This window comes from Candidatus Avelusimicrobium sp., assembly GCF_050873505.1.
Lineage (GTDB): Bacteria > Elusimicrobiota > Elusimicrobia > Elusimicrobiales > Elusimicrobiaceae > Avelusimicrobium.
In genome coordinates, this window is record NZ_JBNMIY010000001.1 from 25,497 (window position 1) to 47,523 (window position 22,027).

Genomic DNA, 22,027 nt, shown 5'->3' on the forward strand with positions numbered 1-22,027 from the left:
AACTATTCCACAATTTCAACCGTAATAAACAGGAAGAGCGAGCGCTGCTCTTCGGTTACGTCTTTGTTTTTAAAGAGTAAGCCGATAAGCGGGATTCTGCCCAAGAACGGTACGCGGTCCTCGGACACGTTGCGGGAACTGTTCTTCAACCCGCCGATAACCAAGGTTTCGCCGCTGTTAATTTCCACGTGGGTTTCCACGTTGCGGTTCGTAAAAGAAGGAGCCGTAGCCGTACCGATTACCACAGTTCTGGAATAGTCCACCGTGGAAACTTCCAACTGGACCTGCAAGTCAATCAGGTTGTTGCGTTCCGGCATAATGGTAGGCAATACGTTAAGCAAAATACCGTATTCTTCCAACTGGGAGCCGACACCCTGGTTATTTACCACCGGTATCGGGATTTTACCGCCTACATTGATTTTGGCGGCGTTGCCGGAAGACGTTACAATCTTGGGATTGGAAAGCACCTGGGCGCGCCCTTCGGTTTCCATTAAGCGCAGGCGGGTAGCAACCGCCGTTTTGCGTTCAAATTCGCCCAAAGACAGCACACCGGGGATAGCGGCTTCTTCAAAGTCAAAGAGTTGGTTCCAAGAGAACCCCTTTACGCTCTGCATCGTACCGCTGATTTCCACCACATCGGCGCTGACCGCCACCAAGCGCGTTTGTTTGGCAAACGCACCCGACGGCAACAGCACGCCTAAAAGCAAGACGGCCAGAAAAACTTTTGCGATAAACTTTTTATTCATCATTGATTTGTCCTATTTATTGAAATAATTTTTCAAAAGTGGCTACTTCCATCAAGTAGTTCGTTACGTCGCCGTGCGAACGCAAGATGACCGTTACAGCCCCGTCAGACTGGGCAAGCGCCAACGCCAAATACTGCGCGTCGCGCGGGGAAAGCGACAAAGACAAGGCCGTCTGGTCGGAGTAGGCCGCGGCATCGTCCTCTTTGCTCTTCATCGCGCTGGCGGATTTAGCATCCAAGCCTTGACCCAAGTCGGAACCGACGCCCAACACCTTTACGTTCTGCAACAAGGTAACCGTTACGGTTTGGCGCTGGCCGCTCTTCATCGTGGCTTCAAACGTGAGCAAGATATCCACGTTATCATCCGGCTTAATCATACTGGCGGTGGCTATCGGCACATTGGTAAGCACGAAGCCTCTCATTTGCACCGGGATTTTGCTGGACAGACCGGCCTCGGGAGACAGCGAGGTTACGGCATACTTGGAAATCTGGTTGCCTTTGGGGATTTGGATACGCGCCACGGCGTTTTCAATAGATTTGAAATCAGCGGGCGTGGAGTAGGTGAAAGCATCCTTCTGCAAGTAAGCGGCCGGCACGGGGACGGGCTTAATATAGTCGCGCTTGATTACTTCGCGCTCTTTAATGTCGCGAATCGGCACAAAAACCTGCTGGATGTTTTTGGACGCATTAAGTTTCTTTTCCGCGCTGCTGACAATCATCGCGTACACGATGGCCGCCAAAATGGCTACCACCAACGGAAGCATAATTCCTTTTTTCATTTAGTCTCCTTAAAACTGCTTTAAAAATTAATAAGTCAAATCTATTTCGTATCCGAACTTAAATACGCCTTTTCAATCGGCATACGGGTAACGGATTGTATCCGGCGCAACCCCTCGCGCCGCGGTTCGGTGGCCAGAATATAACTGGTACCGGGGAAGATTAACCGCACGGGATACGTTACCGTTACAATTACGTCCTCGTGGCGGTGCTTTCTGTACATCGGGTCCACGCCGGTGGTTTCCACCTTTACGTTTACCCCCACCCGTCCGGCCTCGGAGCCGAAAACCTGCGTTTTAGCGTGGTTTATCTTCTGCGTGATGACCGTTCTGTCGGGTCTGCCGCTTGGCTTTTTTACGGCCACCAGCGAGCCGATACGGGCAAATTCGTAGGAAGCGTGGTTGATAATAATCGTGTGGTATGCGATGTTGCCGTATTCAAGCACAAAGAAAATCAGTAGCATAAATACGGGCAAAATCAGCATTAATTCCGCAGTTACCTGGCCACACTTCCTACGAAAAAGTTTCATACGGCTCCAAATTACATTTCGCTCATACTGCCGGTGATTTTGCCTTTTACCTGTTCAAACAAATCCGGCATAAATTTCTTAATGAGCACACCGGCCAAGCCGGCCACGCCCACGACCACGACGAGCATCAATACGTATTCAATCGTGTTCTGGCCTTCCTTTTTTTTCAGGCAGCCCAAAGCCTGCGCTTTCAAGGCGTCCATTTTGTTTTGCAAAGCAATAATAAACTTCATATAACGTCCTCCTGATTTTTTAAAATTTAATCTGCACTATAATCCGACAAAATTATTTTTGCCCCTTGGTCAAACTGCTGCGGCACCAAATGGGAATACAACACATAGAAAGAAATAAGAGCCGTTAAAAGCCCGGCCGCCGTTACGATATATTCTACCGCAGTTTGGCCCTTTTTGTTTAAAAAAGTTTTTCTTTCATAGGTGTTTTTCATATATTAAAACTGGATAGCCAGCGCAATCTGCTGCGAGGTGCCCAGCGCGCCAAACGGAGTAACGGCGTAGTCAATAGACGCCCCGTAACCAAACAATTCGGAACTGTAAATACCGAACCCGAAGGAAACCTTGGAGGTTTCGGCCAAGCCTAAATCGCCCACCCAAGAGTCCTTTTCGTTGGTACCCGTATTCGTGCGGGTATAATAACCTACGCGCAAATCAAAGCGGGCCACCTGCAATAAATCTTCGGGGATGTGGACTTCCAATCCCACGCCATAGCGGGCTTTATCGTCGCGGTATTTCATATATTCGCCGGACACGGTAAAATAACGGGTATTTAAGTCTGCGCCCAAGCGCAAACCGCGCGGCATTTCTTCTTTATCGCCGATGTTTACGAGCGCACCGCCGAGGCCCAACCAGTTGACCAGGCGCAACTTGGCCCCCACGTCAAAGCCGACGTTATCATAGCGGTCGGTATCCAATTTTTCGCTAATATATTTAGCCGTACCGCCGATTTGGAGTTTTTGGTTAAAGAACCCGCGGGCAATAGAAAGACCGCCCACAAAGTTCTGCACCGGAACGCCGACTTCGGGCTGTAATTCCCCGCGTTCGCCGCGGAAATCAAAGCCGTCCATATCCATATAGTTCAGCGTTACGCCGATAATGGTTTTGCCAATCGGCTGCAAATAAGCCAAGGTGCGCGCTTTATAACCCTGCAAATAATCCAAGTACGCAAATTGGAGTTCGCGCGTAGTGGCCGAAGCGGCCCCGGCCGGGTTCCAGAACAAGGCTTCCGGGCCGTCCGCAATAGACACATAGGCATTGCCTAAGGCCTGGGCTCTGGGGGAGCCGGCGTCAATCTTTAAGAACGCACTGGCGCTGGTACCGGCATTGGAACTGATAGATTCCGCCTGCGCGCCTGCGCTCAAAAGACCGACCGTTAAACAAGCGATTAAAACTTTTACTCTTATATTCATAAATCTGTTGTTGCCGGACACCCGGCCCTTTTATATTTACGGCATTAGCGGCACAAAGTCCGCAGGCCCTTGGGGTGTTGGCCCCAAGGGCTGTTAGGTTACGGAACCAAAATCTTTACAACTTTTTGGCAGTGTTCGCGTCCGTTCTGGGCTCTGAAATCCACGAGGCCGAAGTACACGCCACGGGCCACCTTTTTACCGTGCTGGTTGGTTCTATCCCATTTGCAGCGCAGAGCCGCGTTGCGGATGTTGGGGAACGCATCCAAACCGGTGCTATCCAGTTTTACAGAGCCTTCCGGAGTGTTATCCGGGTTGAACTGCAAACTGCTGCCCATTGTTACCTGGTAGTTATTGGCATCCACGCAGGTATAGTTGCTGTCGCGCACCAAGTCGCCCGCCAGGTTGAAGTATTTAATAGATACCGTACCAGGCACCGGCATTTTGGTAATTTCCAGCGTACCTTTGTTAGCCACGCGCAGCGGGTTCGGGTAGAAGAAGACCGTCTTTTCCCAGTCTTCGCAGACGAAGCGCCCGTCGCCAATGGCCACCGTGGCTTTGTGCAAGTTTTGATACTGGTAAGTATCGGCCACTTTTTCAATGCTCCACTTGGTGGCATCGGCAGAGATATCGTCCGTGCCCAAAATTTCACCAGTTACGCTGTCAATATCGGCGGTGTTAAGCGCCGTTACGAAGCGGAATGGATAAGTACCATCCGGCACTTCCTGCTGGGCGTAGTCGCGGCCGTCCCACACTTCTTCAATCAGCGTGGTGGCGGGGCGGATACCCACAATGGCTCTTACTAACACTTCGTGGATATCTTTCACTTCCGTACCCGTAGTGGGGTTACGCAAGGTGCCCTTTTGGTAATCGTAAATCGTGGTACCGGGTTTGAAGATTTGGATAGCCACCTTCATCGGCACAGAAATCTGATAACCAATCTTCATATCCGTATCGCGCTGGTTAAGCGCATAACCGTCCGCTTCCAACAAGTCAAACACTTTTAACAGGTCGGCGTTCAAGCGGATGACCTTAACCGTTTCTTGGTAGAGGTTCGGGTCCGGGTAGTTTTTGGCAATCAAGTGGACTTCGTAAATGCCCGGCTTGACGTAAATGCCGTTATTATCCGTACCGTCCCAATACACTTTGCGCACGGTGTTGGGGTCAAAGTTGCCCGTGTTGGCAATCGTCATCGTGGAGAGGTATTTGCATACCGCTCCGGCGGCGGCGTTGCGCGAGGTCAACTTGCCGGTGGTGTCGTAGCACATATTGGGCTTCAAGGCCACAATGGCTACTTCTACCGTTGCCGCGCGGGAAACGGAGAAATCAATTTCGTACGGCGGGATAAACACCGGGCCCGTAGAGGCGTTGAACAACTGCGGCGCATTGGGATAGACCGTTGTGGAGCCATCCAAGAAATACACCGAGCCGCGGGTAATGTTGATTTTGCTGGATACTTTATCCGTAGCGTACCAGAAATCTTCCTGTTTTACTTCGGCCGCCGTTTTGAACGGAGCGCCAACGATATATTTTTTAGTCGCACCGTTTTCTGTATAAGTTTCGCCGTCCTCCGCATAGTAGCGGTCAAACGGTTCGTTGGAGCGGGCCGAGATAAAGAACGGATATTGTCCGTCCGGCACCGTTTCATACGGGCAGTCCTTCAAATTCGTAGCGCCTTTGCAAGCGCCAGGCTGTTGGGTAGAGGTCGGATTGTAGAAGGATACAGCATCCCACTCCTCGGTAATCATAATCCCGTCGCCCGTCTTGGTAGAGGTGCGGTCAAAGGTTTTAACCGGCTGTAAGCGCACATCCACCACGCCCGAGGCCGCATCTTGGGCATCGGCCGGGTAGTTGGTAAAGGAGGTATCATTTACATAGATACATTTCGTAGCTTGCGCCGCCACTTTGGCCGGGTCCACATAGCCATTCGTAAACACGGCGGCATCCGTCGTTTTGTTACAAATACGGGGCGGCCAAGAGTTTACACCCGTGGAGAGCGTACCGATTTCGCGCTTCAAGGTTACATAGTATTGGAGTTCCGTCGTAACCGTGGAGCCCGCCACATAGTTCGGGTTTTCCACCACCGTTACCGTATCGCGGGTGTAGGGGTTAGCCGTACCCGTGAGGGTGGTATTCGTACCCACAGAAGGATTCGTCAAGGTAGCATACGCAGTAGTTTTGCCCGATTCATACACATCTACACTCGCCAAGTTGGCGGCGTAACCCGTCGCCCAGTAAGAGGCATTTACCACAAAGTCGCTGTAATCGCCACCTTTGGTGTTGTAAGCCGGGATGACGACATCTTTATTATAGATGTTGATTTGTACGTTCATCGCCTTGGACAACATATAGGAAATAGTGGCCTTAGCGTCGCTGTCGCCATACACGTCGGTCGTGGCAACGTCCACCAAGCGGTACATATCCACCGGGAACACGGCAGAGGCTTTGTTGGTTACCGCGGGGAACATAGCGTCTTTGCTTTCCACCACAAACATATAGGTACCGGGGGTTACCATACGGCCCTGGTCGTCGCGACCGTCCCAAGACAATGTATTCATCTGCTGGGCAACCTGCGTGATACCCGTTTTGGGCGTTAAGTATTTCACGTCCACACCCGCCGAGTTGGTAACTTTGGCTACCACATTGGCTTCGCGCACGATAGAATATTTAAAGATGAACGGGTCCAAACCGTAAGCGGTCGGGCTGGAACCCACGGTGGAATAACTGACCGGCTGGATAGTGATATCCACAAAGCCGCGTTCAATGGCCACCTGCCCCGTATAATAACTAAGCGTCTTTACGCCTGTAAATTGTTTATGGTTGTTAGCCGCACTTGCTGTACAAGTGGCACCCGCCGTAAAACTCGGCGTACCAGAACCGCCCAAGGCGTTGTAATAGCAACCGTTGTACGGGATTTCCGCCCACAGCACATAAACATAGTTGCCGTCCGGCATCGGGGCCCCATAAGCAAATTCTTCTGTGCAGGTAGCATCCGCACAAGTAGTGCCGGTGGACATTTTTTCGCCCTTGGCATAGGTGCGGGTACAACCCGCTTCTACCCCGCACAGGCCGTCCCATTTAGAGGTAAAATTCATACGGCTGGTGCGGTCCTCGGCGGAACTGTACACCAACGCCCCAGTACCCGCTGTAATCGTCGGCGCCGTACCCGTAGGTTGGGAAGAGTTGGTATCAATCGTATTCGTGCCGGAGGTGGTGCCAGCAAAGGTGGTACCGGGCGTGTAAATGTTCCAATACACCTTGGAGGCTTCCGTCGGCACATAATTAATAGAAGCGTACGCGGTGGATTTTTTATTCAGGCCCGTAACGGTAATATCCGTTAATTTCAAGGGGTCCAACGAAACTTGGCGCGTAACAGCGCGGGAGAAATCAATCCCCGGCCATTCGTCCTGCGTTTTGGCTTGGATAGCGGCAATGTAGTTGCCCGCGGGCAGGAGCATACCGCTATCGTTGCGGCCGTCCCACGAGTCGGACTCTACAATTTGCTTATCGCTCTCCACCCCTTTTATACCTTCGCCTACGCGCGGTTGCCAGTCAACCAAGGTGCGGACGATTTGTGCTTTGCCTTCAATCGGATCTGCCGTATTGGTCGCACCATAATTGGTATCGTCGCTATTGGAAGCATCCAAAATAGCGATACGAACATCTGCATCTTTGCTCAAACGATAGGCAAAGGTGTAGGGCTGAGCCGGCACGGCGGTAATATCCCCCACCACGGTAGGCGTACTGCGCACAGTATGTACGTTGGTTACATCCACCTGTATCGGGATTTGGTTTTCGCCGGGGTAGGCAATCGTGGAGTTAAATTCAATTTTATCTACGGCGACGTTATCGCCGGGGAAGTCCGTCGCCACGGTGGCGCGGAAGGCAAAGTCCCCGTTGGACTTGCCAAATTCGCCCGCAATTTCGTACGAGCCGTCCCACGCGGCGCAGAAAGTGATAGGGTCTCCATCTTCGGCACCATCGTTATTAAATACCATACAGTTTTCACCATAGGTACCGCAAATGCTTTCTGCATTAGCACTAGTAACATTAACTTTAGTAACATTAGTTGTTGCTTTTGTGTCCAACTTTGTGCAAGTGGCACTACCACTATTCCACTTACAAGAGGCATCGGTAGAGGATTTGGCACTGCAAGCCAAATTCCCGGTGCAAGAATACTGTGCGCTGGAACACGGGTTGCCACCACTAGAACCAATACAGTGATAAGAACCGCATTTGGTACTGTTGGTATCCGGATACAAATCAATAGAGCGGATAGCCGGAGTACCCTCCGCATCCTTAATGTTTTTACCGTTATAGTATTTTACGATATCAAAAGTTACATTTTGCAACGGAAACGCAATAGAATAAGTAGCCTGAGACATAGGTCTATTGGTGCAGACTACCTGCATACACAAGGCTAAACAATGGTTAGGATAATCGTTGTTTGCTACGGCAGACGGGTAGGGCTGGTCGTACTCAATCAAAGCCGAACTCACCCACGGGTCTTTTTCATTTTCGTTGGACCCTGGGTTAGGAGTCGTTACAAAACTGCGCTCTGTTTTAAGAGAGTTACCCCAATCGCAATACCGTTGCTGATCTGTACTAGCCCCGTTTTCATAATACACCCCCGCGTTTCTTACGTCGGCGCGTTGGGCAAACAGCGGCGAGCAAGCCGCGACTAACAACAAAGCCAAAACGGCGCGAAGCACCGTCCGGCCCGATAAAACCCGGAGTAAACTTTTGATTTTATTCATTGTGTATGTATCCATTTGGGGACTTAATTCCCGTCTCAAAATTATATTTTTACAAATCTTTTCCGCGCCTAAAACAATGCGCGCGGAACGGCGGCTGATTATAAAAATAAACAGACGCCGAACCTATACTCTTAAATTTTTGCAACTTTTGGGGCAAATGTCAACTGTTTTTTGCATTTTTCCCCGTCTTATTAGGGAAATGATATCATACCCTAATTTACTTAACGGCAAATTTGGTGCAAAAGCCCTTTAAAATTACAACATCAAACAGCCACAACCAACAACCCAATCGGTAGATCCTGAACACCCTGCGGGCCGCACCTTGCAGGCCGCCAATTCAGGATGACTTCCTTTATGATAACAACAGATCCCCGACTAGAACACTCGGGGATGACAGCGTAAAAGAAATTGTCAATAAAAGTCATACCGAAAGGTTTGCCGGCGCCGAGCGTACCCGTATCCGATGTTTTTCTTTTTTATAACAACGGATCCTGGACTACAACTTTCCAGGATGACAATCAACGTAAAAGGAATCATAAACAAAGGGCATACTGAAAGGTTTGCCGACGTAGAGCGTTCCAGTATCTGTTGTTTTCCTTTTTGTATAATAACGGCTATCCGAGCCCAGCGGGCCGCACCTTGCAGGCCGCCAATTCAGGATGACTTCCTTTTGTAATAACAACGGATCCTGGACTACAACCTTCCAAGATGACCTTATAATTCAAAACAACATCCATTTAAAATAAGGGGTCATTCTGAACTTGTTTCAGAATCTACCTTATGGGTCGTTCATTAAAAAGAGCAATTCCCCATATTATAAAATAATTTCGTCATACAAGTCGCACCACGTAGGATTGGAGCCTGCAATTAAATTTTCCTTCCACGCCCGGTGCCAATTTTTTAGTTGCTTTTCGCGGGTAATGGCACCCACAATATTATCAAATTGCTCATAATGTACCAAACGATTTACAGAATAATCACAAGTAAAACCTTCCAACAGTCTATTTTTATGTTCGTATATCCGGCGCACCAAATTGTTCGTTACCCCAATATACAAAACGCTGTGGGTGGAATTGGTAAGGATGTAAATGTAAGCGTTCATAAAATTGGTAACACAGTCTTTATTTATAACAACACAATAGGTAGATCCTGAAACAAGTTCAGGATGACTTTCCTTTGTAATAACGACAAATCCAAAAAACCTGCGGGGCAATCCTTACAAGCCCCCTTTCTACCGCATTTGGGAGCCGCGGGCCTTATCCGCGCCCTCACCCGCTTGCGCCACTTGGTCGGCTACTTCGCGGTACACCGCAAAACTGCCGCGCCCGTTCTGCTTAACCACATACAGGGCTTTGTCGGCCTTTTCCAAAAGAGATTCCGAGGTTTCCCCGTCAAACGGAAAGCAGGAAATGCCTTGGCTGATACTCAAATGCACGGCTTTTCCGTCGGTATAGCGGTCCGGCAGGGTAATGGCGCAAATGCGCTCTTTTAAACGTTTGGCGATAATTTTGGCTTCCTCGCTGTTGGTGCGCGGGAGCATAACCACCATTTCGTCCCCGCCGAAGCGGCAAGGCACGTCCGTTTGGCGCAGGCTGGTGCGAATCACGCGACTGACCTCTTTTAACGCCCAATCGCCGATTTGGTGGCCGTAGCCGTCGTTAATCTGCTTGAACCAGTCAATATCCATAATAATCAGGCACATCGTTAAATCAAAGCGTTTGGAGCGGTAAATCTCTTCCGCAAATTTTTCGTTGAAATAGCGACGTACCGGCAGTTTGGTCAGTTCGTCGTAATTAGAAAGTTCCTGCACGCGTTCAAACAGGCGGGCGTTGTCAATCGTCAGCGCCATTTGCGTAGCAAACTGCTGTAAGGAAATAAAATCCAAATACCCCACCTTGCGGCGGGACAAAATATTGTCAAACGCCAAAAAGCCGACTTTCGTGCGCTGGACTTTAAGCGGGATATAAATCACGCTGCGGGTGGAGCGGTAGGTGGCGGAGGAATCAAACACCTCTTTAAGCAAATTTTGCTCGGCGGGCGGCAAGGAAGCGCCGTCCTGGTGGGTTACCTGGCCGGAAATATCCACCCCCAACACGGACTTAATTTTATTGCCCTCGCCGTCAGTCAAATACAGGCGGACGCGGTCAAAGCGGAAGTATTTTTGTACACCCTTTAAAATAAGTTCCAGACCGTCATTTAAACGCAAAGACGAGGCAAAAATAGTAGATAAATCGTTCAGCGCGGTGGAAACATTTAAACGCTGGTTTTTGGCCTGGTCAATTTCCGTATTGCGCAAATTGTGGGAAATTTCCTGTCCCAAGGCCTTGATTAATTCCTTTTCCTCGGGTGTAAAACCGCGGTTCTTGCGGAAACGCTCCAAGCGCAGTACGCCCACCTTTTCCTGCATAAAACTGTGGACTTCCCCAGCCTTTAATTCCACACTCGGGCGCTGCCATTTTACCAATACATAAATGGCGGGATAACTTAAATCAGTCGTTTCGGCCTCGCCGTTTTGCAACAGTTGCTTTAAGAATACAGGCTCGTTTAAAACGGAAATATCCTCCTGCATATCCATACAGTATTCTTTCTTGCACATCATACGCAGGGATAACAGCGCGCGCTCCTGCTGCCAATCAAAAAAGTACACGCGGTCCAACTTAAACAAGTTACGCAAGGCGGGCAAGGCGCACTCCAACAGTTCCCGCTTGTTTTGGAACGACTGGTTCAACTGTTTGTGAAATTTATAGAGCGTATAAGATTTTTTATCAAACATAACGCTAGGCCTCGTAAATGGACAACAAATATTCTATTTCTTTGGCGGTTAAGTCCAAGTCCCTATCCAAGGAGGCTTGGCTGAAACGGCCCTCTACAATCTGCGTGGCGCACACGGCCAGCACGCGCTTTAAAATTTCCATAATCGTGCCCGTAATGGTGATATTGGGCAAGGTACGCGCAGAGGACAAAATATTGCTGTATGTGCTGAGCCGCTGGGTGGAGGAGAAAATAAACTGCTCAAAGGCGTCTTCAAACGCCGGGAAGGCGTCAATCATAGAAGCGTAATGCAGTTGGATATCCGGGCGGGCGCAGAATTTAATAAATTTTAAGGCGTTCTTTTTTTCTTGCGACTGGGTATTGATAAACAGGTTCATCCCGGACAGATAGGAAAAATACATATCGCCCGTCGTCGGTACCGGGAGCGTGCGCACGCGGATACCGCGCCGCGCGTTAAAGGTGCTTACGCCCTGTTTGCGGGAAATCATCATACTGGCCTTGCCGGAAACAACCGTCCCCAGCGAGCCGCGCTCGCGCAAAATGGGCATATAGTTTTTAAGGGCCAAATTGATGTAATCGCGGATACCCTCTTTAAACGCCTTCGTGCCTACTAGGGTTGTGCCACGGTCGGCTGATAAGAGGTCCGACCCGCGCCCCCATACGCACGGCAAGGCATTGCGCATAGAAAGCGAGCCGCGCCAATCGCTGTTTTGCATTGGGTAATAGCCCGGAACATCTTTAAATTGTTCGCGCAGTGCTTCGCAGGTGTGCAAAAGCCCGTCCCAAGTGGCCAAGTCCTGTTCAGGCTTGGAAGTTACCAATTTTAAATGGTCGGCCCGGTAGTGCAGCGCGCTTAAATCAAACCACCACGGATAAGAATAAATATCCTTGGTGCCCGGCTGGTAACAATGCGCTTTAAGCGGAACCAAGCAGTTGGCTAAGGATAGCCCGGGGTCCAGTTCTGACAAATTTTCCGCCACGCCCTCGCGCACCAACAGGGCGGTCCAGTAGTGCGGAATTTGAATCAAATCCGGCACTTCTTCCTCGTGGGTGGGGTGCTTTATGGTAAACATACGCCGCCAAAGCACATTGCGCGTAAAAACGCGTATGGTAACGTCTATGGACGGGTTTTCCTTTTTAAAAAGAGAAATAAACGAAGCGTAAACGTCTTTGCTTTTATCGCCCGCATCGGGCATCACCCACAAAATCATTTGGACTCCTTACATTAATCCCAACTGCGTACCTTCATATTGGGGTTAATGTCTATATTCTTTTTAACCGGCTTGCCGGTCTTTTCGGCGTGTTCCAATTTTTTATAAGCGGCCAAGGCAATCATAGCGGCGTTGTCCGAGGACAACTTGCGCTCCACAAAGTGGACCTCTATGCCCGCTTTCCGGGCTGCTTCCTGCATTTTTTCGCGCAGGAGCGAGTTCGCCGCCACCCCGCCGCCTACGGCAATGTGTTTTACCTTATATTTTTTGGCGGCCAACAGGGTTTTGGTTACCAAGGTTTCCACCATTGCTTCTTCAAAACTGGCGCAGACATCGGGAATAGAAAAATCTTTATGGTCGCGCAGGTAATAACTGACCGCGGTTTTGATACCGCTGAACGAAAATTCCCACGTTCCCGGCAACAGCGGGCGCGGAAAATGGATAGCGTCCCGCTTGCCCAAAAGCGCCTGCTTGGACACCTGCGGCCCGCCCGGATAGGCAAGGCCCAACAACTTGGCTACCTTATCAAAGGCTTCGCCCGCGGCGTCGTCGCGCGTTTTACCCAATACTTTATAATCGCCGTAGTTTTTAACGTACCACAGTTCCGTGTGCCCGCCGGACACCACTAACGCCACCAACGGAAATTGCAATTTGTTTTTGGCTTCGTTGCCTTCAAAATCGCACGCAAAAATATGCCCTTCCAAGTGGTTTACTCCTATTATAGGCACTTTTTTGAATTTTGCAAGCGTTTCCGCCGCCACACGCCCCACCATTAAGCCGCCGGGCAGACCGGGACCGCTGGCAAAGGCAACGTAATCAATCGGCTGGTCCTTTAAAGCCTCGCCAATGACGGTGGCAATTTTGGCGGCGTGGGCGCGGCTGGCTAACTCCGGCACGACTCCGTGGTATTTTTTATGTTCGTCAATTTGGGAATAAATAACGTTAGACAAAATCTCTTTGCCCCCTTTTAAAAGGGCGGCGGAGGTTTCGTCGCAAGTGGATTCAATACCTAAAATCGTAAAATCTTTCTTCATTTAGAGGCTTCCTTTTTTTCGGCTTTTTTATCATCCGTTTTAGCGGTGTTTTTTTTGTCCGCCTTTTGGGCTTTGCGCTCTTCGGCCGCCTTTTTGGAAGCGGCTTTGGCGTCTTCCAGGCTTACTTTACCCGTCATAATTTCCACGGCTTTATCCAGCACCGGGTCCGCGACGGTAAATTTCATATCGGGTGTTTTTTGGCCGGGCGTATGCACAATATTATTATACTGCATAAACACCTTGGCTTCCTTGTCCGCCGGGAAGATAACTTCCACATCCGGCACAATACCGCCCTCGTCAGCCTTGGATTTATCGCGGTAGTCGCGCTGGATTAAGCGGCCGGACGGCGTGTAATAATGCGCAATCGTCAGGCGCAAGCCCGCCCCGCCGGAAAGCGGCATCACCTGCTGTACGCTGGCTTTGCCAAACGTCCGCTGGCCCACGATAAACGCGCGTCCGTTGTCTTGCAGGGCGCCCGAAACGATTTCACTCGCGCTGGCGGAGCCTTGGTTGACAAGCAACGCCATCGGGATATCCGGGTAATCCGGCTGCGCAGAGGTTTTAAATTCTTGGTAATACTCGGGTTTGCGCCCTTGGGTATAGACAATCATTTCATCCGGCGCCAAAAAGAGTTTGGCGATATCCACCGCGCCCGTTAATAAACCGCCGGGGTTAAAGCGCAAATCCAACACCAACGAGGTCATCCCTTGTTTTTGCAAATCCTTTAACGCTTTTTTAATGGCTTCGGTGCTGTGGCCCGAAAAGTCCACCAAATACACATACCCGACTTTGCCCGGGAGCATACGGGAATAGACCACCTCGGGCACGATTTTTTCGCGCTTAAATTTAAAGTCCGGCAAATTCTTATATTCGCCTTTATCATCCTTGCGGCTAATGGTAATTTTTACTTTACTGCCCACGGGGCCGCGCATTAATTCCACGGCTTCATCCAAGGGCATATTTTTTACGTCCTTATCGTCCACCGCCACAATGCGGTCGCCCGGCATTACCCCGGCCTTAAAGGCGGGCGTGCCCGGCATAGGCGTCATTACCGTGATAAAACCGTCCAGCGCCTGCAAGCGGATACCCAAACCGCCAAAGTCGCCGCGGGTGTCGTTTTTGAGTTCCTTATAATCCTTGGGGTCCAAATATTGCGAAAAATCGTCCAGTTCCCCCACTACGCCCTTGATGGCGCCGGAAACAAGTTTATCCGTATCGGTAACCTCTACATAGTTTTCCTTGACGTATTCCAACACATCTACCAAGGTGCGCAACTGTTTTAAACTGTTATCCGCCGCCGCATACGCGTACGGAAACAGCGTCCCCATAAAAAACAATACCGCCGCCAACACGGCGTAACGACTTAATTTTTTTGATTTCATATCATCCTCTAAATAGTTATTTCAGCCACTCCTGCGGGTCCACCGCGGTAGTGCCTTGGCGGATTTCAAAATATACCGCACTCTTGCCCGTGCCGGAGGAGGACTGCGTGTCCTGCCCCGCCGTGCCGATTACGCCCTGCACCGGTAGTTTATCCCCCACCGAGGCGCTGATTTCCTTCAAAAATCCATAAATGGTAAAGAACCCTTTGTTATGGTCCACAATTACCACATTGCCATACGAGCGGAAAGGTCCGGCGTAAATCACGCTGCCCTCGGCCGCCGTGCGGACGGGCTCGCCCGCCTTGGCGGAAATTTTAATCCCGTCGCGGAAAATCCAAGTATTCAAATCGGCACGGTATTCCTTGCCGAATTTGCTGATAACCGTTCCCGCCACCGGCCACGGCAACGAGTGGCGCTGTGCGTCTATGCGCGGGCCTGTGGTGGATTTTTTGACCGGGGTCTTGGAAGCGGCGGCCTTTTTAGCGTCCGCCGCCTTGCGTTTGCGCTCAAACGAGGCGAGCAAATTGTTCAGTTCCGCGGCCGATTTATTCAGTTCATTAATTTCCTGGCGCACAGCGTCGGCCTTGCGCTGGGTAACGTCCAAATCCTTTTTCTTTTTATTAAACGATTGCGAAATGACGGCCTGTTCCTGCTTGATTTGGGAACTCTGCGCCATTAATTTTTTGTTGCGCTCCTCAAACGAGTGCAAGCGTTCCTTGGCTTCTTTATTTTCTTTTTTGAGTTCAGCGGCAAAGGCGGCCTTGTGCGTAACCATACGGTCCACAAAAATTTCCTGCTCCAAACTGTACCCGCCCGGGCAAGCCGCGCAAGAGGGCGTAAAATAATATTGGGTTAATTCCTCTTGCACCACACCCTGCCACATCGGCATACTGCGCTCCAATGCGGCGCGTTTATCCTCAATAGACAGCAAATTTTGCTCTACATAGGTAATGTCGGACTCTACTTTATTTTTGCGCTGTTCGGCGCGTGCTTTTTGGTTTTCCAAGGCGGAAATTTCCTGCGAAATCTGCTGCGCCTGTTTGCGGTATTTTTGCAACTCCCGCTCTTTTTCAGCCGCCGCATTTTTTAGTTTTTCCAACTCTTGCTTACGTTTGGCGGCCTCGTCGCAATAGAGCGGCGAGGCTAATACCAACAGAGCCAATAAAACGCTTAAAACTTTTGCCATTTAGATAACGTCCACCCAAAAAGCCCGCAAAAGGCTAATAATAACAACTGCCGCCCAAGCGAGGTAAACTGGCTGACGGCTTCAGTCAAAAAGCCCGTAGGATACACGAGCACCGCAAAAAACAGGCAGGAAGCCAGCCCGGCTAATACGCCGGAAACAGCCCCGCTAAAAAAGTGCGCGCGCGGCCCGGCTGACGGATAGGCCTCCACCAAAAACATAAAGGCCAAAAACAACAGAAGCGCAAACACAACAGCCAAATTTAACAGTTTGGCGCACAGCCCCACATAAAAAAGCAGTTGCGCGTGCTGTAAATTGTAATGCGGCGTTAAGAACGGATATTCCGCCGACAAATTATCCGCAAACGGGCGGATATTGTTAATGGCCTTGTAATTTAAATGCAGTTCGTAATACGCGGGCATTTTATTCTTGCCCATTAAAAGCATAGCATCGGCCAGTTGCGGGTTTTGGTGGCGGACGGCTTCCAGCGCGTCCTGCGGGGAAAACAGGCGAACTTCGGCGATGTCCTCTTTTTGGTTTAAGGATTCGCCCGTTTCCGCCAGTTTTGCATTGTCCGGCGTGCCGTTTACGGTTAAAATCATTTTAAACGAGCGGTTTAACTCCCGGTAATATGTATCCAGCCGCATATTTACAAACACCGCCGTTTGCAACAAAACTGCCACCGCAAACACCAGCAAAAAAAGTCTGCGGTGCAAGTGGAACAAGTGCTTGGGGGCTTTAACCGTTTTGGGCTCTTCCAAAAATTCTTCCATAAATTACCACCCTAACGCCGCCTTCATACGCGGCAAAATGTCCGTATTGTGGTACAGGCCGGAAAACTCGCCGGCGTCCTCGCCATAGGCCACGCTTAACAACGGCAAAGACGAGTGGGACGGCGTAGCCCACACAAGGCCGCGCTCTTCGTCCAACTGTTTAAAAAGGCCGTCCAAATCCGCCGGGTTTTTAAAGGCGGAAATATCCACTGGGTAACCCATAGCGGCGGTTAATTGTTCTTGCAAAAAGGCCAGGGTCCGTTTTTCAGGCGACAGTTTTTTTAACTCCTCCTTTAAATTGTACAAACTGCGCTTTTGGAGTAAAAACTGGTGATACGTTTTAAAGGAAGCGTAGTCCACATTGCCGTCATAGAGCACTTCGCCTTGGGCGGTTTTTTCCATTACTTTTTGCTGCCCCAAGTGGCGGTAGGTAAACGCGCCGAGGCCCGTGTCGTGGTCCGCATTTAAATAGACCAAGGTATCGGGCGTTTTGTCGGCATACGGCAACACATAGCCCAATAAGGTATCCAAGTTTTGCATTTCCTTGAACCACGCGCCCGCATCGTTGCCGTGGGCGGCCCAGTCAATTTTTCCGGCTTCCACCATTAAAATAAAACCGTTGGGGTTTTGGCTCAAAATTTCCACCGCTTTTTGCGTTTGCTCGGTAAGCGTGGGGATTTGCGGGTGCATATACATTTCTACCGTCATCGGCAGAGCCTGCTCGGCAAACAGCCCCAGCACCTTGCCCGATTTGATTTTGGACAGTTCCTTTTTGTTGGTGGCAATATGATAGCCTTTCTTTTTGGCCTGCTTTAAAAGTTTTTTATTTTCCCCGGTGGAAAAATATTTAAGGCCGCCGCCCATAATCACTTCCGGGCCGAAATCAATCATTTGGCGGGCAATCTCCATTTTCTGGCGGCGGTTTTGCGTATGGGAGGTAAAAGCCGCTGGGGTGGCGTCGGTAACATATACGTCCGTAACCACGCCGACGGACATCCCTTTTTCGCGTGCCATTTCCAGCAAGGTTTTGGCGGCCGCACCGTTGTAATCTTCGCCGATTACACCCGGGCGGGAAAGTTGGCCCGTAGCCATTTGCGTAGCCGCGGCGGCGGAATCGGTTACCAAGGTATCATAGGTGTTATTAAAGAACAGCCCCCAGGTACCGCCGTTTAACATCCGCTCCAAGTTGGAGGTTTTTTCGGGGTAGTCCGGCAAGTTCGCATAGCGGACGCCTTCGGTAAAAAAGCCGATAGCCTCCGGGCCCATACCGTCCCCAATCACCCAAATAATATTTTTTACGTTCCCGGCTAAGGCAGGGACCGACAGCAGTACGAAAGCCAAAAGTACAAATAAAACACGACGCATATTCTTCATTTTATCTCCTAAATCATTGTTTTGCGGTACAAATCCAAATAGGCCTGGGCCGATTTGTCCCACGATAAATCCTGCCGCATTGCATTGCGGACGAGTTTTGTCCACACTGGGCGGTTGTGCTGGTACAGGGCCAGCGCACCCTCCAAGGTGGCGTAAATACCATTTTCGGTAAAATTGTTAATAAAGAAGCCCGTGGCCGTATCTTCCTTGCCGGGTTCATAGCCCTTTACGGTATCCACTAGTCCCCCCACCTTGGACACGACGGGCAGCGTACCGTATTGCATAGCAATTAACTGCGAAAGGCCACACGGCTCAAAGCGCGACGGCATTAAGAACAAGTCCGAGCCCGCATAAATGCGGTGGGCCAAATCTTCATCCAAGCGGCCGTTGTAACTGACGGACGTGGGATTATTGCGCGCCAAACTTTGGTACGCCTTTTCCAGCATCGGGTCGCCCATCCCCAGCACCACAAACTGCGCGCGGTCTTTTAAGCGTCCAATCAAATTGACAACCACATCCAACCCCTTTTGATAATCCAAGCGCGACACTATGCCGATAAGCGGCTTGTCGGCTTCCTGCGGGAGTTTGCATTGCTGCTGCAAGGCCAGTTTGGCGGCCAATTTGCCCTTTACCACTTCGCTCACGTCGTAGCCAATGGGCAGCACAGGGTCCAATTCCGGGTCCCAGATATCGGTATCAATCCCGTTTACAATACCGCAAAAGTTTTTACTGCGGTAGCGCAAAAGCCCTTCCAAGCCAAAACCCATAGCGGGGTCGGTTTGAACTTCGCGCGCGTAGTTGGGGCTGACGGTATTGATGTTATCAGCAAACACGATACCGCTCTTTAAGAAACTAATTCCCCCGTAGTATTCAAATTTATCGGGCGTGTAATCCACCGGGTGGAAGCCCGCCTTGCGGAACGAGGAATACGGATAGTGCCCTTGGTAGGCAATGTTGTGAATTGTATATAAACTGCGGGTGCGGGTATAGAAGGCGTCCAACTTATACACCGTTTTTAAATAGGCGGGAATCAAGCCCGTCTGCCAATCGTGGCAATGGATAATATCGGGGCGGAAGCCGATAAACTTACACCCTTCCAGCACCGCGCGGCTAAACAAAATAAAGCGCTCATCGTTGTCGGGGTATTCGCCCATTTTGGTACGGTAGAGTTCGGGGCGGTCAAAATATTTGCGGTTGCCCACAAAAAACACCAGCACATTGCCCCAGTTAATATAAGAAAGCGAAACCTGCTCTATTCTATCCCCTATCGGGATTAAATACACGCCGGGAACCACCTTTAAAGAGGACACCCGCACAATGTTGCGGTAGTGCGGCAGGAACAAAAGCACTTTGTTGCCCTTGCGCATAGAAAACTGCTGGCAGAGCGCGCCCACCACATCGGCAAGCCCCCCGGTTTTGCAAAACGGAAACGCCTCGCTGGCGGCCAAAACAATATTCATAGTTATTTATCCTCCTGGTTTTCTTGCGCGGGTTGCGCGTCGGCGGGTTTGTTCTCCGCCTCTTCCCGCCGGGCCTGCAAAGAGGCCAACGCATTATCGGGCGCGGTTACCTGTTCGTTTACCTTTAAGGCGGGGTCCGTGTCTTGCGCGGGCTCCGTTGAAACCACGCCGACAGCCTCCACCGGGGCTTTTTCCTCGGCGGACAAGGCGGCCTGCTTTAAGAGTTCGGGGGCGGCGTCATTGGTAAAAATATCCCCGCGGTTGTAACTGTTGCGCGTAAAGAACGGGTCGGCGGACGACGCGTCCAGCGCCTGCAATTTTTCCTCGCCTTCCAATTCTTCCAGCGGAATAATGGCGGGCTCTTTAAGCGGCGGCAAGGGCTCGCCGAACGGAAGTTCCTCTTGCTTTTCGCGCAAGGTTTTGGAAGCAAACTCCTGTAAGTCGGGCAGTTCGGAAATTTTGTTCAACCCAAAAATGCGTAAAAATTCATCCGTCGTACCATAGACCATTGGGCGGCCAATGGTGTCTTTTTTGCCCACCACGCGCACGAGCCCGCGCTCCAACAAGCGTTCCAACGGGCCCGCCACATCCACGCCGCGGATGGCTTCCATTTCCGCACGGGTAAGCGGCTGTTTGTAGGCGATAATGGCCAAGGTTTCCAACGCGGCGTTGGAAAGTTTGGTCGTCATTTTTTCGTTATACAAGCGTCGCACCCAACGGCCAAATTCCGGCTTGGTGGACATTTGAAACCCGCCGCCGATTTCCACCACGCGGATAGCGCTTTGGCGTTGGGCGTAGTCTTCTTGGATTTCCAAAATCATCTCGCGCACGCGCCGCGCATCCACACCGTCAATTACGTCGGCAATGCGGGAGGGTTTTATTGGGCGGTCGGTAATAAACAAAAGGGTTTCCACTATCTGCTTAAATTCGCTCGTGGGCACCAGTTCAAAGGGCCGTTCGTCCGCCGGCTTTTCGGTCGCGGGCGTTGTTTGCGCCGCGGCTTGAACAGGTGTTACGTTTTCTTCGGTTGGCATAAGTCCTCCGGGCGGCTAATTAGCGTCGCCGTGCATAAGGGTTTTAAAATCTTTATCTTTGTTTTCCGGGTTTAAATAAATACGGATTTGCCCTTGCTGCTCATCCTGCCGGGCAATAATTTTTTTAATCTTCATCAGTTCCAGTAACGCCATAAAGCAGGTAATCACGCCGCGCTTTTTGGTTTCCCCCACAAAGATATCGTCCAACAGCACCCACTCGTGCTTTTTGAACATATCCACCACCTTTTGCATTTTCATTTCAATCGGAAATTCTTCCACGTTTAAAAGTTCAATGCGTTTGCGCTCGTCTAACCGTTCAAAGGCGCGCTTGACAGCGGATAACAAATCAAACAGTTGCAGGTTAATGATTTTTTCCCCGTCGTCAAAAATGGGAGCGGAGCGGTAAAAATTGTCCTTGTTTTCCTCAAACTTTTTTTCCAAAAATTTGCTGGCTTCCTTGTATTTTTGGTACTCCACCAACTTGGCAATAAGTTCCTTTACCGGGTTGGGGCCCTCGTCCTCGGTAGTCGGCGCCTGCGAGGGCAACAAGGTTTTGGCCTTGATTTGCATTAGCGTACTGGCCATTACTAAAAATTCCCCGGCCACCTCCAAGTTCAGTTCCTTCATTACGTTTAAATAATCCAGGTACTGCTTGGTGATTTCGGCTATGTTAATGTCGCAAATGTCCAAGTTATCTTTTTTAATTAAGTGCAATAATAGGTCCATCGGGCCTTCAAACACGTTGATATGCACATTAATCGGCGCAGGGTTAATCATTTTACGCTCCGCAAACCTACAAGGTTAAAATTTTACCTAACAATCCGACGATTATCCGGGTGGGCGGCCGCAAAATAAACTGCACCGCGCCCGTTAAAATAAGGGCGAAAACCACCCACATCCCAAAGCGGCCGAAAAACAGTTCGTACTTAAAGGCCGCCCGCATCGGAAGCAAGGCCGCCACCACGCGCCCGCCGTCCAAGGGCGGAATAGGGATTAAATTAAATACGGCTAAAAATACGTTAATAAACATCCCATATTGTAAAAATACAAAAACCTGTTCCAAGGTCTGCACGGTAAAATGGTTCTGCGCCAAGAGAAAAATCTTCATAACCAGCACGCAGATAAGGGCCAAAAGCAAGTTGCACGCCGGGCCCGCCACCGCCACCTTGCCCATATCTTTACGCGGGCGCGGGAAGCGCATCGGGTTGACGGGCACAGGCTTGGCCCAACCAAACAGCGGGAAATGCAAAAAGTAGCACACCGCAGGCACCAAGAGTGTGCCGACGGGGTCAATGTGTTTAAGCGGGTTTAAGGTTAGGCGGCCGGAGTGATAGGCGGTATCGTCGCCCATACGGTACGCCACCCAGCCGTGTGCAAATTCGTGCAGGATGATAGACAAAAACAAAATAGGTATAAAGATAATTACTTCCATATATTGTATTCTACTAATTTATACCCGTTCCTGCACGCGCGCCAAAGCAAAAATGCCCTATAAAAAGCGGGTAAAAAATATTATTTGCTGTTTTAGTTTAAATTAGTTACAATAAATTAACCTTAATTAATCATTAAGGTTTCA

19 protein-coding genes are annotated in these 22,027 nt (G+C 50.3%); all 19 read right to left on the reverse strand.

The genetic code is table 11. The features are described from left to right. Positions 1 to 2: 2 nt before the first annotated feature. The 19 genes from ACR0QV_RS00100 to ACR0QV_RS00190 all read right to left on the reverse strand — a co-directional run bounded on the left by ACR0QV_RS00100 (position 3) and on the right by ACR0QV_RS00190 (position 21,883). Entirely contained in the window at positions 3 to 749 is a 747-nt protein-coding gene (locus ACR0QV_RS00100; protein ID WP_432634009.1) for a hypothetical protein, read from the reverse strand. A gap of 13 nt (positions 750 to 762) precedes the next feature. Further along, positions 763 to 1,524, reverse strand: a complete 762-nt coding sequence (gene cpaB, locus ACR0QV_RS00105; protein WP_428054024.1) for a Flp pilus assembly protein CpaB — start codon at positions 1,522 to 1,524, stop codon at positions 763 to 765. 41 nt (positions 1,525 to 1,565) lie between these two features. Next, complete coding sequence (locus ACR0QV_RS00110) at positions 1,566 to 2,051, reverse strand: TadE family protein (protein WP_428059965.1); 486 nt, start codon at positions 2,049 to 2,051, stop codon at positions 1,566 to 1,568. A gap of 11 nt (positions 2,052 to 2,062) precedes the next feature. Next, complete coding sequence (locus tag ACR0QV_RS00115; RefSeq protein ID WP_428054020.1) at positions 2,063 to 2,284, reverse strand: hypothetical protein; 222 nt, start codon at positions 2,282 to 2,284, stop codon at positions 2,063 to 2,065. 26 nt (positions 2,285 to 2,310) lie between these two features. Continuing rightward, a complete protein-coding gene (locus tag ACR0QV_RS00120) occupies positions 2,311 to 2,496 on the reverse strand; it encodes a hypothetical protein (RefSeq protein WP_428054018.1) in 186 nt (61 codons plus the stop codon). 3 nt (positions 2,497 to 2,499) lie between these two features. Beyond that, positions 2,500 to 3,474 carry a hypothetical protein gene (locus tag ACR0QV_RS00125; protein WP_432634010.1) on the reverse strand — a complete coding sequence of 325 codons (975 nt, stop codon included), beginning with the start codon at positions 3,472 to 3,474 and terminating at the stop codon, positions 2,500 to 2,502. Positions 3,475 to 3,572: 98 nt separating this feature from the next. Continuing rightward, complete coding sequence (locus ACR0QV_RS00130) at positions 3,573 to 8,228, reverse strand: hypothetical protein (protein ID WP_432634011.1); 4,656 nt, start codon at positions 8,226 to 8,228, stop codon at positions 3,573 to 3,575. An 814-nt stretch (positions 8,229 to 9,042) separates the two neighbouring features. After that, the gene (locus tag ACR0QV_RS00135) at positions 9,043 to 9,330 is read right to left on the reverse strand and encodes a GIY-YIG nuclease family protein (RefSeq protein ID WP_432634012.1); all 288 of its coding nucleotides are present in this window, start codon (positions 9,328 to 9,330) and stop codon (positions 9,043 to 9,045) included. 129 nt (positions 9,331 to 9,459) lie between these two features. Beyond that, the gene (locus tag ACR0QV_RS00140) at positions 9,460 to 11,001 is read right to left on the reverse strand and encodes a GGDEF domain-containing protein (protein WP_432634013.1); all 1,542 of its coding nucleotides are present in this window, start codon (positions 10,999 to 11,001) and stop codon (positions 9,460 to 9,462) included. Between the two features lie 4 nt (positions 11,002 to 11,005). After that, positions 11,006 to 12,211 carry an extracellular solute-binding protein gene (locus tag ACR0QV_RS00145; RefSeq protein WP_428054010.1) on the reverse strand — a complete coding sequence of 402 codons (1,206 nt, stop codon included), beginning with the start codon at positions 12,209 to 12,211 and terminating at the stop codon, positions 11,006 to 11,008. A 14-nt stretch (positions 12,212 to 12,225) separates the two neighbouring features. Next, a complete protein-coding gene (tsaD, locus tag ACR0QV_RS00150) occupies positions 12,226 to 13,245 on the reverse strand; it encodes a tRNA (adenosine(37)-N6)-threonylcarbamoyltransferase complex transferase subunit TsaD (RefSeq protein WP_432634014.1) in 1,020 nt (339 codons plus the stop codon). Further along, positions 13,242 to 14,627, reverse strand: coding sequence for a S41 family peptidase (locus ACR0QV_RS00155; protein ID WP_432634015.1), 1,386 nt, complete (start codon positions 14,625 to 14,627; stop codon positions 13,242 to 13,244). The genes tsaD and ACR0QV_RS00155 overlap by 4 nt, the downstream gene beginning before the upstream one ends. 16 nt (positions 14,628 to 14,643) lie before the next feature. Continuing rightward, complete coding sequence (locus ACR0QV_RS00160) at positions 14,644 to 15,813, reverse strand: murein hydrolase activator EnvC family protein (RefSeq protein WP_432634016.1); 1,170 nt, start codon at positions 15,811 to 15,813, stop codon at positions 14,644 to 14,646. Beyond that, complete coding sequence (locus tag ACR0QV_RS00165) at positions 15,798 to 16,583, reverse strand: hypothetical protein (protein ID WP_432634017.1); 786 nt, start codon at positions 16,581 to 16,583, stop codon at positions 15,798 to 15,800. Before ACR0QV_RS00165 ends, ACR0QV_RS00160 begins: the two co-directional genes overlap by 16 nt. Positions 16,584 to 16,586: 3 nt before the next feature. Then, positions 16,587 to 17,957, reverse strand: coding sequence for an alkaline phosphatase (locus ACR0QV_RS00170; protein WP_432634018.1), 1,371 nt, complete (start codon positions 17,955 to 17,957; stop codon positions 16,587 to 16,589). An 8-nt stretch (positions 17,958 to 17,965) separates the two neighbouring features. Then, positions 17,966 to 19,417 carry a glycogen synthase gene (locus ACR0QV_RS00175; RefSeq protein ID WP_432634019.1) on the reverse strand — a complete coding sequence of 484 codons (1,452 nt, stop codon included), beginning with the start codon at positions 19,415 to 19,417 and terminating at the stop codon, positions 17,966 to 17,968. Between the two features lie 2 nt (positions 19,418 to 19,419). After that, entirely contained in the window at positions 19,420 to 20,451 is a 1,032-nt protein-coding gene (gene scpB, locus ACR0QV_RS00180) for an SMC-Scp complex subunit ScpB (RefSeq protein WP_432634020.1), read from the reverse strand. A gap of 15 nt (positions 20,452 to 20,466) precedes the next feature. Beyond that, entirely contained in the window at positions 20,467 to 21,228 is a 762-nt protein-coding gene (locus ACR0QV_RS00185; RefSeq protein ID WP_428053994.1) for a segregation and condensation protein A, read from the reverse strand. 16 nt (positions 21,229 to 21,244) lie between these two features. Continuing rightward, positions 21,245 to 21,883, reverse strand: coding sequence for a site-2 protease family protein (locus ACR0QV_RS00190; protein WP_432634021.1), 639 nt, complete (start codon positions 21,881 to 21,883; stop codon positions 21,245 to 21,247). Positions 21,884 to 22,027: the final 144 nt, after the last annotated feature.